The organism is Parablautia muri (assembly GCF_009917485.1).
Taxonomy (GTDB): domain Bacteria; phylum Bacillota; class Clostridia; order Lachnospirales; family Lachnospiraceae; genus Suilimivivens; species Suilimivivens muri.
The window spans coordinates 1-12,946 of sequence record NZ_QZDT01000004.1; the positions used below are offsets into that span (position 1 = coordinate 1).

Genomic DNA, 12,946 nt, shown 5'->3' on the forward strand with positions numbered 1-12,946 from the left:
CTGCCGTATGCCATACTTCCGGATTACATCCTGGTAAAGCTGGCTGGTGTACTGGCTTCCCCTGTCACTGTAGATAATTGCCCCATGGATGTCCGGATATGTCTTCGCCGCGTTTTCCAATGTCCGCGCACATAATGGTGGATCTATGTCAATACTTTAGACAAAAAAGTCGAAAGGTTATGCTGCTTTTTTAAGTTCCTCATCCTCCTTTTGTTGGGGTGTCATATAACCAATAGCACTGTTTATTCTTTTACGGTTATACCAGCCCTCTATGTATTCAAAGATTGCTCTGCGGGCTTCCGCTGAATCCTGATAGGTATGGAGATAGATTTCTTCCTTTTTCAGCACGGAATGGAATGACTCAATACAGGCATTGTCATATGGATTTCCCTTACGGCTGAAAGAATGTAGGATTCCCCTGCTGGCCAAGTAGTTTTCAAATACCTGGCCTGTGTACTGGCTTCCAAGGTCGCTGTGCAAGATAATCCCCTCTGTATCCGCGACATTCAGGCACGCATTCTTTACTGCCTGAACTGCCAGTTCCGCCGTCATAGATGTTCCATAGGCATACCCGATGTTCTTGCGGCTGCATAGATCCATAACAGACGCCAGATAGGTCCATCCTTCTTTCTGAACATGGATGTAAGTAATGTCCGTACACCATTTTTGGTTGATGGTCTCCGTTTCAAAATCACGCTTCAAAATATTTACCTTATTATCTGGGACGCTGCCATGATTGGCACGGTGGTTGTACTTCCTTACTACAACAGAGCACAGCCCCTGCTCTGCCATATGCCTCTGCACCCGCTTGACACTGCAAGGTGTACCATTATCATTCAGTGTGCGGCATATTTTGACAGCCCCATATCTCTGTTTTGAGTCCTCATATGCCTGTTTCACTTTCCGGCCGAATTCTTCAAACTCCTTTTGCTTATTTGAAGGTACACGAACCAGGGCCTTGTAATAAGTACTCCTTGAGAATTTCAAGGCACTGCAAAGCTGGGATACAGAGTAATCGATCAGGTTGTTCTGGATAAAAGTCACAATTTCGGCTGTTGTTCTTTTGCGAATATGGCGGTCGCTTTTTTTAATATTTCATTCTCAGTCTTAAGACGCTGGTTCTCTTTCTGGAGAGCCTTATACTCCCTGAGGGTAACCGTTTCCTCCTCCGATACTTTGATTGGGGAAAGCTGCTTTACCCAGCCACTGATAGTACTCCGATTTACGCCATATTCACGCTCCAGTTGTGGATACGAGGTTCCTCCGGCATTGTACAGATCCACGATCTGCTGTTTAAATTCCAGAGTGTAAGATTTTTGGTTTTTTGCCATGTTGAACATCTCCTTTGCTCTTTCACTTGATAGTATAAGTTGTTCAACTTTTTCTGTCCACACTTATATACTAACACCACTTTTTATAAAAAGTTTGATACAACACTTTTAGAAGCAGAGCTAAATGGCGCAAAAATCTTTGACTACGAAAATGGAGGGATTGATTTTGAATATCTGAATCGGTATCTGAAAAAGGCCGATCGCAGCCCATTAGAAAAATTGCCTTCCGTATATACGGTTTTCCAGTGCAAAGGTTGGATATGTGATGAAAATAATACCGTCTATGCACTTAGCACAGAGGGTCTTAATTATAGACGGATGAAGCATTAGCGGAAAAAATTGACCATGCAATGGCTATATGCTAGGCCAAATTGTCTATGACCCACAGGGACGGGCATTTCTTTATGAAGAAAAGAATGATGAAATCAAACTGGGTGGCTGCGGTATTGCAGTGGTTGTCCTGACGGAATATATGGATGTTTTTTAGAATGACAAGTACATAGATATCTGTAAGGCTCTGGGGGGAAGGTATTCTTTCTATGCAGGATGGGGACGATGGCGGGTATTATCATGTTCTGAGTGGGGACTTTACCCGGAAGGAAAAACTGCGCACGGTTTATTATGACGGAGAGGCCACCTTCGCTCTTTGCCGCCTTTATGGTCAGACAGGCAGTCAAATATGGCTGGATGCAGCCCAAAACGCCGTAGCGTATTTTATTCGGGAGGATTATACGCAGTATAAGGATCACTGGATAGCTTACAGTATGAACGAAATCCACAAAAGGGCTATTCAAAACGGTGGGTTGTCCAAGGGTATCTTACGAAGGAATATGAGAATAACGATTCAGCCTAATCTGGATGGCTGTCGCTTTGTGAGACACAAGTCCTGATGAAGGCTGAGCGGATACATAAGGCGTTTAAAAAACGGTATCAGCCATTTCACATTTGAAATGATTGATACCGTTTTGCGGTATCGTTATCCTGTGCCCCCAATTTTATCCTGCATGAAGCATTCAGGCAATTCAGGAAGATTATACCAGTTTAATACAAAAAGCAAAATATCCACAGCCTGTATTAAACAGCAAACTATAATCGAGGGCTTCTAAATAAAATATCTTTTGGAACTGTTCAGCCGCTATAAAATGGCTGCTTTCCAATTGATACTCTGATGATAAATTACGGTGTATGCCAAGCTGTTCCACAATTCGAAGGGAAAGCTCTTTCCCCGCATTCATGACCAGTTTATCCATTTTTGTAAGGGGTATATCAAGTATGGCGCTGACAGCTCTCAGCACCAGACTTTCTTCCAGGGCCATGAAAATTTGTACATCATTTTTGTTCTCCGAGTGATAAATCAGCCGGATAATCATACTGGTTCCGAAATCTTCTCCGCTGTAATGTTCACTCACAATTTCTGTCTGTAATCTGAAAATCTCCTCTATGGTGACGGCCAGGGCATCTTCCAGGGCATTCATATCATCACCGACATGATCCGTTATCCATCTGTTTGAAATTTTGCCTGTTATAGCGCGGTCTTCAATTAAAATGTGGGCAGTTAGCCAGCCAAGACAGATGCCAAGAAAATGATGGATAGATTCCTGGGAATAGTTTGACTTTGTCAGGTCTTTTTCCAGAGCCGGGAGTGTTTTATACCGCATATCGTCATGCAGACGTTTGTGTATCTCATATCCTTTGTAGCCAATTGACTTCATATAAGATTCCTCATCGGTAAAATGTTCTATGGCATAACTTTTGAAGTATTTGACACCCTCGGCACATGCCCATTGTCCATTATTTTCATCTTTGCTCAGATGAATCAGTTTATGCACGATGGAAAAGAGCTTTCGGTGAGCATTGTCGATAGAATCAACTCCAATGTTAAACCGTTTATTCCATTTAACTTCTTCAGACATGATATTCCTCCGCCAGATGGAAAGATATAACCTTCTGGCTGCTGCTCATAAAATGAGAAGGGGTTTGCTAATAATATATGTCAGAAAATAGTGAAGGGTGTCAATTTATGGCAGGACTCCCAATGGAATTGCTGCTTTTTCCGGAATCTGTGTATGCAATTTAGAAAATTACTTTTCTACATAAAATCGAACAAATTAAGCTGAATGGGTTTTTCCGTTTCAGTATCTTCTGCGTCTCTTGTCCGTTCCCATCTGGCGTTTTCCTCGGGAATTTCCTGTAAGAAGCATGAAGGCTCCTGCCCGCAGGTAAGAATGAGCTCCTCTTTCGCCCGTGTCATACCTACATAACACAGGCGGCGTTCTTCCTCAACAGATGCAATGCCGCTTGAGCTGCCAATTTCCAGAGGAAAGCGGCCTGTATCCATGCCATAAAGGAAAACCACCGGGAATTCCAGGCCCTTAGCGCCATGGAAAGTCATTAGTGTTACCGCATCTGCGGTAAACTTTTTACCTCCGTTTCGTCTCACGTCTCCATCTTCCCCAAAAGAAAGTGTGCCAAGAAAGGACTCCATAGTAGGGTAAAGTATTGACATATCTGCCAGCTTCTTTATAGGTTCTTCATTTTCGAAGGAAATTTCTTTCAGCCATTCTTCGAGAAGCTTTGCAGGGCGGGATTTTTTTACTTTTTTTCGGTACTTCTCGGTTAGATAGGCAAGCTGCAGGGCTGGAGATTCTTTCAGATAGTTGGCAAGCAGCTTGCGGCACAATTCTTCTGCGGGTTTTTCCCCGGGGTAAATGGCCTGATGAAAGAAATACAGCGTTGCGCGTACATCGCGTTCTGTCAGAAAATCCTCTCTGCCCGCTATCTGGTAAGGGATTCCCTCCTGTCTGAGACATTTTTCAAGCAGCGCCGCCTGCCTGTGGGTTCGATAGAGCACTGCAATATCCGAAAATCCCCGAATTGAGCGTACTGTGTCCTCACAGCCTTCTTCCGTGTTTCGTGTATCCAGCATATCAATACCGCCGATTTGCCGGTTAATTTCTTTGGCGATAAAAATGGCCTCTCTCCGTTCATCCTGGGTTGACACAATACGGACGGGGCATTTTATGTTCTTTTGGGCTCTCATCTGACGCCTCTCACCCTGGTTATGGGAAATTACGTTAAGGGCGGCCTTTAAAATATCCGGTGCGGAGCGATAGTTATCCTCAAGGCGGATAGTGATATGACACGGATATTCTTCGGACAGATATTGAAAGATATGGGGAGTACAGCCACGGAAACCATATATAGATTGGTCGGGATCTCCAATTACAAATAATTCCCGGCCGCCGCGGGCCCATTCTTTCACCAACTGATATTGGAGGGGATTGATATCCTGAAACTCATCAATGAGCAGATAAGAAAAGCTTTTTCGCTCTGCCGCATCTTCCGGGATATTTTTCAGTATCCGCAATGTTTCTAAAAGAAGGTCATCGTAGTCCATTGCACCTGATTCCTGCAGGAGCTTTTGATAAAATTCATAAATCCGCCTGTGGTTTTCATCAGGCTCTGATAGTCCGTTTTTAATCTGAGAAAGCTTTTGAAGAAATCCGGTGGGGGAAGCTTTTCTTTCAAATTCCCTTAACGCCTTTTCAGCCAGCTCCATTTGAAGCCCGGTATCCGCTATTACGAAAGAAAGGCCGCTATCCTGTAAAAAGCGGCAGCAGATGGCATGAAATGTCCCGATCCGGACAGATGCCTTGGCGTCACCCTTTGATTTATGCCTGTTTGGTTTTTCTTGTACCGCTGTATCACCCATCCTGGCGATCATTTCTTCCGCCGCTTTGTGGGTGAAAGTTACTGCTGTGATTTCCTCCGGCTGAATTTTGCGTACCTCTAAAAGATAATGTAATCTGGCAATCAGGGTTTTGGTTTTGCCGGCGCCGGGGCCTGCAATAACGGCTATGCTGCGGCCAATTTGCTCTACTGCTTTTTGTTGGAGTCTATTCAGGTCGTGGGCTGGCAATGGCTCCTGCGGAGCCTGCCTTTGTTTTTCATCCGGACTCCTCAGACCGGAGACATCTTTTTCAGGCTGCTTTGTTTTTTTCGGTGGATTTTGCTGCTTTTGTGGCTGGCTGAATGCCCGGATCTGGTCCGTAGTAAAAAGGGATATCTGCCCTTCAAGGCGGCTGATATCGTCTGCAGTCAAAATGGAAATTTTCCCATATTCCCCATCGAAGCCTGGCGTCCTAATCACCTGGCCTTTGCGCAGTCTGTCAATTCCCTCGGCAATAAGAGGGCCTGCCTTTTTTCGGATATCTTCAATGGGTATCTCCCGCAGAATAGAAAATTCGGAGCCAAGAGAGGCTATCATATGTTCATATTGTGCCGCGACTTTTTTCCCGGAGGGGGAAGTTCCGGTGGACGCTCCGATTACTTCCGGAAGGGGCACAATACTTTCAAAGGAGCGGGCTGCCGGCAGGACGAAGCCCTCATCCCTGTCTGCTAGCTGTTCCACACGGTTTAACACTCCAATGGTTATTTTTTTCCCACATACCGGGCATTTATTTCCATATTTCATTGTCTCGGAGGGACTAATGCATAATCCACATTTCCTGTGGCCGTCAAAATGGTATTTTCCTTCCTCAGGGAAAAACTCAATGGTGCCTGCCAGACCTTTTCCTTCTTGAATGGCACGATAAAGCCCGTCATAGGAAAGCTCTATGTCAAACAAATTGGCTTCTCTGCCAAGCTTTGCCGGGGAATGAGCATCGGAATTGGATATGAGGCAGAAGCGATCCAGCGCGCTCACCCGCCAGTTCATGGGTGGGTCGGAGGAAAGTCCGGTTTCCAGGGCATGGATATGGGGCGTCAGATCCTCAAAGCATTCCTCAATCCGGTCAAATCCAGAAAAGGCGCCAAACAAAGAAAAGTGGGGTGTCCAGATATGCGCTGGCACATAAATCCCCTTAGGGCTGGTTTCCAGCATAATTTCCAGCAAATCACGGCAGGAAATACCCAAGATAGGGCGTCCGTCAGAGTGGATATTTCCAATCAGCTCCAGCCGTCTTGCAAGAGCCTCTGCATCCTCCAGTCCTGGTAAAATAAAAAGACTATGTACTTTTCTTACCCGATCGTTACTTTTATAGATAGAGCTGATTTCCCCGGTGATAACGAAACGGGGATAATAGGAGGAGGGCTCCCCTAAACGATATTCCTCTTTCAGAATATAAAAACCGTCCTGAGCCGGTTCCAGCTTTTCCGCCAGCTCCTTTCGCCATGCCGGATGAGTAAAATCGCCTGTCCCTATCATATCAATTCCCTTTTTCCGTGCCCACAAATCCAGATATTCCGGTGTGCAATCCCTGCTGGTGGCCCGGGAATATTTAGAGTGGATATGTAAATCTCCTATGTACATTTTAATCCTTCCTTCTTCCAATATCCCACAAATGAGGTGTTTCGTGCATCCCTGAAGGGGTTATATGAAACGGCAGTTTATTATGGTAATTATAATTGAGGGCAGATTTCGCTGTAAATGGCATCCATGAGTTCTTCACCCTTTCTGCATTCGGAAACAAGCGATACAACGGCTGCGTGGTCCGGCAAGATAATAGAATATTGTGAATATTTTCCATCTGCGCGGTAAGAATTGTATTTTCCTCTCCAAAACAGATAGGCGTAGGGAGCATCACTGTATTGCCTTGTACTTTCCTCAATCCATTTACCGGAAAGCAGCTGTTTTCCTTCCCATTCCCCTTTATTGAGATAGAATAATCCAAATTTGTGCAATTCGGACAATGTGAGAAACAGACCGCCGGCACCAAAGGAATTGCCTAAAGGGTCGCTTTCCCATGCGGGGCGTTTAATACCAAGATGTGAAAACAATCTTGGGGTAAGATAGGATACCAAATCACAGCCGCTTCTTCTTTGAACAAGTACTCCGGCCAGATACGGTCCAACATTGTTGTAAAGAAAATGTGTACCGGGCTCATAAGTAAAAGGAAAGGAAAGAGACATTTTTACCCAGTCGTCTTGCGCATAAAGAGGACGCTGATCACCCATCAGGGCAGGCTCTGCCTGTCCAAGATGCATTGTCAAGAGATCCCGGACGGTTGCCTTTTCCAGGTTATGATGGATGGTTTCTGGCAAATCCTGTGAAAAAGCATCTACCAGCTTTTCATCAAGGGAAAGTATGCCCTCCTGAAGGGCAAAGCCTACGGCACAGGACGTAAAACTTTTGGTAACGGAATATACATTTCGTCTGCATTCCCCTTCGCTGTGCCATTGGGCGATAAGGCTGTCATGTTGAGAGACTTTAATACCAAGTACACCAAGGGGTTGTGCAATTTCTACAAATTTTTTGAGTTCCATATGCATCTCCATTTCTGCGTTGCCTTTGCGTCTCTGCGACTTGTGGGGGCAACGCGCAGGCACAAATCGCTATATAAAAACAGAAATCTATTTCTGCTTTCGGATGAATTGTTTATTATTCATATTAAGAATTTTCAAAATCCTGAAGCTTTTTCATACAAATCCAATAATTTCTGTCGCTGGTATATCTGGCTTTTTGGATTTGCTCTTTAAGCATATCCGGTTCTAACAGCCAGTCAGATTTAATGCAGCCTATTTGTAGGCAGCGCGTTATTTCTGATAATATTTTAGGGCTGATATTTACACGCTGCATTTCCTTCAATAAAAGAGAAGCTTTATTATCAAAGATGGGATTGGTAAATGTCCCAGAGTCGGAATCATAGGCTAATTCAAACAGACAGCGCCCACCTGTATTCGGAAGAAAGCAAGGATCTTCAGAAGTCTCCCGAATATGCAGGTAATACAAAAGAGCCTTGTTTTTGGCATCATTTTTCCGTATAATTCGTCCTAGCCTTTGAATACGCTGGCGGTGCGTGGAGGTGCCGGACATGATAATTCCCACAGAAGCATCTGGGACGTCAATGCCTTCGTCAATTGCTTTGCAGGCAATTAAAATTCTTATATCACCTGTACGAAAACGATCCAGCGCATTTTTATTTGCCTGGTCGCCCATTTTCGAATGGTAGCGTCCGACTTTTTCAGGATAATACGTCTGCAAAAGCTGATATAGTTCATTAGCCTGACAGGTGCGTTCACTGAAAATCAGAATTTTTTCCTGTTGGCCCAGCCGTTTTACCAAATCGGCGGTACAGGCAGTTCTCGCACTGGCAAGGGCTACAAGACTCTTTCTTTTATAAGAGAGATTCATATACAAAGATGCGGTTTCGGCAATTTTCCTGTTTTTTTCGCCTGCAATACTACGCAGCAGCTCATAGCGTTCCTTCTGCCCAAGGGCGCTAAGGGATGGGTATGCATAAAGCAGCTTCCGATAAAGGGAGATCATCCGATCGGAAAGATCCTCATACATTTCTTTTTCAGGCGCCTGAAAAGACAAACTGACATGATAAATATCGAAAGGGCATATATTATGCTGCTTTGACGCTTCGGTTATCCCGTAATTGTATATTTTCTGTCCAAGGACGGATGCAAGATAACGCCGGGATGCGCCGGAGGGAAGCGTGGCGGAAAGTCCAAGAGAAAAAAAGCGGTCTTTGTACGGCGCTATATAAGGGGAAAATTCAAAAATTAACTGATTTTGTCCGCTTGCATAACGGTGACATTCATCGGCAATGAGCAAAATTGCCTCCCCACGCTTTAGCTCGGTTAGTATCTGTCTTGCCAGTTCATATCGGGCGGAATTGATGACATATATCATATATTTGCAATCAGGTGAAGCTTTAAAGCCGCCGCCGCGCAGGCCGATTTCCTTATGCAGATTTGAGGCAGGTGCATTTCCCTTAGGAGAATCGGAAAGAAACTCCGTTAAATCTCGATGCCATTGCCGCATCAAGGCGCTTGTGGGGACAACAATTTTGACATGCAGGTTTTGACTTAGCCTCTTTTCCAGGCGCTGCGCAGCCGTAAAGGCGACCAGGGTTTTGCCTGAACCGGTGGCCGCCTGTACCATGCCTCTGCCGCTATTTGCAAACCATCTGGTAAGGCATTCCTCCTGCCAGCCGTAAAGTTCTCTTATCATTTGCATGTTCTCCTGTTAAATGCCTTCACTTTCCTTTTCATTATTTTCATTACAATAAGCTGACTTGCAAAGCGTGGCAGCGTTTGTTTTCTTCTTTTATAATTTTATCACAGGTTTCTTTTGGGGGAAACCGATTATTAAAAACATACTGTTGAAAACATATAGTGTTTCATATATACTTTTTGTAACATTAAAACACTTTTTATCAAATTTGCGGTCTGTGGACGGCACGGAGGACAAGTTTGGAAGTAAACTTCCAAATTCTTTGTCGGCGGCATACCGCAAGCAAAGCTTGCGATATGCGGGAAGGAGTAAAAATGAATTACGAAAGTTTATATCAGGCTTTACAACCTGACCAGAAATCTTTAAAGGATTCCCTGACTTTACTGCAAAAGCTTCAAAAAGCTTTGAATCGTGAAGCGGAGAGCGGCGAAATGAAAAATTTTATCCGGGATCTACGCGCCATGAAAGAGGCCGTGGGTGTGTTGACGAAAGCTTTGGAGAATCTGGAGGAGTCGGTTGATGGCTTTGATACGAAGGCTTATTTTGAGAATGGGGAATTTGCCGAACAGATGATAGAAATTTGCCGGGAAAAGGGCGTGAATGTACGCGGCGAGTTTCCTGTTTATGAAATGTTCCCTTATCGTGTGAGAGTGGATGTAGAAAATCAGGATCTTTTTCTGGACCGCAAGAAAGTACAGTGCGTGAGGCCGCAAAGCTTTGTGGAGACGGTTCAAAAGGGACAGGAAAAACTAAATAAAGCGAATTTTAACGCTTCTACTTTTGTGAACGAACTGGCGGATGCATATGATTTGGCCATATTAAAAGGAAGAAAAAGAGTGGGATCGGATCTGTACTTAACGAATATCTATAAAGTTCTTGCACCTATGAGCCGTTTCAGAAAGGATTATGATCAGAATAATTTTGCTTTTGATGTGGCAAGGCTGTATACTTCCGGAGTGGAAGAAACAAAGACTGGCAGAAAATTTCAATTTGGACCTAGCCGAAATAACGATAAAGCCATTCGTATCCTGGATAAGGAGGGGAAGGAACAATTTCTCGCTACCATCCGTTTCTATGATTAGCGCCCGTTGTGACGGTATCCCAGGATCGGTTCGGGATGCGCCGGGAGTAGAAGAAGGAAGGACAACGGCTGACAAATTTGCGCTTACGCTCAAATTTGAGGGCAATTAAAAATAGGGAGGATGAAAATGCCAGAATTAAATGAAATTCCAGATATGGAGGAAATGTACGGCTTCCTGCCGGCAGAGCAGCTCACCTGTGGGATTCAGTTTCTCACAGATTTTTGGAGGGAGAAGTATCTTCAGGAATATATTCGAAATGGCGGAAGTAAGATTAAGTTTGTAACGGGGCGGCCGGGGAGTGGGAAGACGCATTTTCTGCGATTAATGACATCTATTGCTCAAAAGGAAAATTATAAGACAATTCAGTTTTCCGCCAGGGATGTATGGATGCATGATTTTAAGGAGATTTACATAGAAATATTTCAGCAGTGCGATATTTTAAATTGCCTGGAAGCAGTTAGCCATTGCCTGATACAGGAAATGGGATTTGACCATCATGATATTCCGGAGGGTATGAAATTTATTGATTATCTTTCCCAGAATGGAATGGGGGACGCACTGACAAAGCGTGAAATCCGCACGCAGCTGCGGCATTTTTTCCTGAAAAATCCCATGATGGATAATAACTTTGCACTTGCGTGCAGTATGTTGACCGGAAGTATTTTAGGGTATCCCATTTTAGAGGAGCAGAACCAGGAGTTGCTTTTAGGATGGCTTGAGGGAGACCGCTCAATTAAGCTTTCCCAGCTTCGCGCACTGGAATTCTATCCCAGCCGTATTACAAAATATAATGCAAGGCATATGCTCCGCTCTCTGGCGGAGCTGATTCGAATGGGGGGTTATTCGGGGCTGTTTATTTCGGTTGACAATCTGGAAATTTTAATCAGCCGCTCCAGCTTAGAACCAGTGCATTATACGAAAATGAAACGTGAGGATACCTATGAGAGTATCCGTCAGTTGATTGATGATATTGACAGCATGAGAAACATTATGTTCGTCTATTCCTTTGACAGGGATTTGATTGACAATGAAAATGCAGGGCTAAAGTCCTATCAGGCATTATGGATGCGGATACAGAATGAGATTGTGGGGGAGCGGTTTAACCGTTTTACAGATATGGTGGATCTGGATCGGCTTGCCGCCCAGGAGTATTCTCCGGAGGTGATAGTTTCTATTTCCGAGAGCCTGGCCCGAGTGCAGAAAAGCCGTCCGGCCTTAAGCCTTAATATGGAAACGGCAAAAGAAATTGCGGAAAAGGCGCACACAGGGGCTGTTGGGGTTCCCCAGCTTATCCGAATCGCCATGCAGGGGGTAAAAGCCGATGTATGATATTGAAGCAAGACATATAATTGAAGCGTTACGCTCCGGTATTCCGTCCCGTGCGGTGGGACAATACTTTTCCGAGGCGCGCCCTAAAATCATGAAGGAAATATCCGCTCGGCTGGACGGGATATGCGAGCAGGGAAAATCAAGCGGAATGATTATCAGCGGAAAATACGGGGAAGGAAAAACCCATCTGCTGAATACGGTGTTTAATCTCGCCCATTCCAATCATATGGTGGTTTCTTATCTTTCTCTCAGTAAGGAGACGCCTATGGATAAGCTTTATTTGGTATATCAGAAACTGATCCAGAATACCTATCTTCCCAAAAGACAGCAGCCAGGATTCACATATGAGTTGGAAAAAATATCTGCCGGAAGTCCCGTGGCAAATGAAATGTTGCTTTACGCAGCAAAGCAGTTAGAGACAGACAAGCTGTATTATTTGTTCCGTTCTTATTTAAACACGGAGGATTCTGACGAAAAATTCCTGTTGCAGGCGGATTTGGAAGGAGATTTTATTGCAAATGTTCCTTTAAAAAAGATTTACAAGCGAATTTTTAACCAGCCGGTAAAGTATAATACCAATTTCACAAAAACAAAGCATTGCAGCGATTATTTTTCATTTATGAGTCACCTATTTACCCAGATGGGGTATCATGGATGGGTTATTTTGATAGATGAGACAGAGCTGATGGGTAGACTTAGCAAAAAAGCCCGGCTAAATGCCTATCGCAATATGGCGGGGTTTCTTATGCCAAAAGAAGGTCTTGAATCCACTTTCAGCATTTTTGCCCTCAGCGCATCCTATGCGGAGGATGTGATTGAGGCAAAGCATGAATATGAAAATCTGGCGGCAATTTATCCTGATGAACCGGAGCCTGCTAAAACGGTTCTGGATCTTCTGGTAAGAGCGCCTCAACTTTTGCCTTTGACGAGGGATGAAATTCACGAAATTTTGTATAAAATACAGGATTTTCACGGAAAAGCCTATGGATGGAGGCCCAATTTTTCCATAGAATCATTAGCGGAGGCAACTCAGTCAGGAGGGTATTTACTCAGAACCAAAATCCGGGCAGCCATCGAATTTTTAGACCAGCTTTATCAATATGGAAAAGCAGGAAAAACTACGATTAATGAATTAGGAGAGGAAACCTTTACGGAGGATGTTCCTTCTATTGAGGATATTGAGTAACGGTTGGCAGAAGGTATTGTCTGTAGTGCCGGTGATGGCAGGTATGGAAATATGA

At 44.3% G+C, this 12,946-nt stretch carries 11 protein-coding genes; 5 read left to right on the forward strand and 6 right to left on the reverse strand.

Annotated features, from left to right (window positions below):
* Positions 1–177 precede the first annotated feature (177 nt).
* A complete protein-coding gene (locus tag D5281_RS04030; protein WP_330584810.1) occupies positions 178–1,044 on the reverse strand; it encodes an IS3 family transposase in 867 nt (288 codons plus the stop codon).
* A complete protein-coding gene (locus D5281_RS25410) occupies positions 1,041–1,331 on the reverse strand; it encodes a transposase (protein WP_277935165.1) in 291 nt (96 codons plus the stop codon). The genes D5281_RS04030 and D5281_RS25410 overlap by 4 nt, the downstream gene beginning before the upstream one ends.
* A gap of 358 nt (positions 1,332–1,689) precedes the next feature.
* Between D5281_RS25410 and D5281_RS25415 the strand changes: the two genes are divergently transcribed.
* Together D5281_RS25415 and D5281_RS04035 are read left to right on the forward strand one after the other, a co-directional pair.
* Positions 1,690–1,818 (forward strand): hypothetical protein, encoded by a 129-nt coding sequence (locus D5281_RS25415; RefSeq protein ID WP_277935166.1) that lies wholly within the window; start codon positions 1,690–1,692, stop codon positions 1,816–1,818.
* Between the two features lie 52 nt (positions 1,819–1,870).
* Positions 1,871–2,221 carry a hypothetical protein gene (locus D5281_RS04035; RefSeq protein ID WP_160558870.1) on the forward strand — a complete coding sequence of 117 codons (351 nt, stop codon included), beginning with the start codon at positions 1,871–1,873 and terminating at the stop codon, positions 2,219–2,221.
* 141 nt (positions 2,222–2,362) lie between these two features.
* Here the strand turns inward: D5281_RS04035 and D5281_RS04040 are convergent, their stop codons facing one another.
* From D5281_RS04040 to D5281_RS04055, 4 genes are all read right to left on the reverse strand, one after another.
* Positions 2,363–3,244, reverse strand: a complete 882-nt coding sequence (locus tag D5281_RS04040; RefSeq protein WP_160558871.1) for a bacteriohemerythrin — start codon at positions 3,242–3,244, stop codon at positions 2,363–2,365.
* A gap of 176 nt (positions 3,245–3,420) precedes the next feature.
* Positions 3,421–6,642, reverse strand: coding sequence for a UvrD-helicase domain-containing protein (locus D5281_RS04045; RefSeq protein WP_160558872.1), 3,222 nt, complete (start codon positions 6,640–6,642; stop codon positions 3,421–3,423).
* Between the two features lie 89 nt (positions 6,643–6,731).
* Positions 6,732–7,595, reverse strand: a complete 864-nt coding sequence (locus D5281_RS04050; RefSeq protein WP_160558873.1) for a serine hydrolase domain-containing protein — start codon at positions 7,593–7,595, stop codon at positions 6,732–6,734.
* A gap of 124 nt (positions 7,596–7,719) precedes the next feature.
* Positions 7,720–9,291, reverse strand: a complete 1,572-nt coding sequence (locus D5281_RS04055) for a DEAD/DEAH box helicase (RefSeq protein WP_160558874.1) — start codon at positions 9,289–9,291, stop codon at positions 7,720–7,722.
* A 317-nt stretch (positions 9,292–9,608) separates the two neighbouring features.
* On the opposite strand from D5281_RS04055, the gene D5281_RS04060 reads away from it, so the two are divergent.
* The 3 genes from D5281_RS04060 to D5281_RS04070 all read left to right on the forward strand — a co-directional run bounded on the left by D5281_RS04060 (position 9,609) and on the right by D5281_RS04070 (position 12,891).
* Entirely contained in the window at positions 9,609–10,376 is a 768-nt protein-coding gene (locus tag D5281_RS04060; protein WP_160558875.1) for a hypothetical protein, read from the forward strand.
* A gap of 126 nt (positions 10,377–10,502) precedes the next feature.
* Positions 10,503–11,705 (forward strand): BREX system ATP-binding domain-containing protein, encoded by a 1,203-nt coding sequence (locus tag D5281_RS04065; RefSeq protein ID WP_277935167.1) that lies wholly within the window; start codon positions 10,503–10,505, stop codon positions 11,703–11,705.
* Positions 11,698–12,891 carry a BREX system ATP-binding domain-containing protein gene (locus D5281_RS04070; protein WP_160558876.1) on the forward strand — a complete coding sequence of 398 codons (1,194 nt, stop codon included), beginning with the start codon at positions 11,698–11,700 and terminating at the stop codon, positions 12,889–12,891. The genes D5281_RS04065 and D5281_RS04070 overlap by 8 nt, the downstream gene beginning before the upstream one ends.
* The last annotated feature ends 55 nt before the right edge of the window (positions 12,892–12,946 follow it).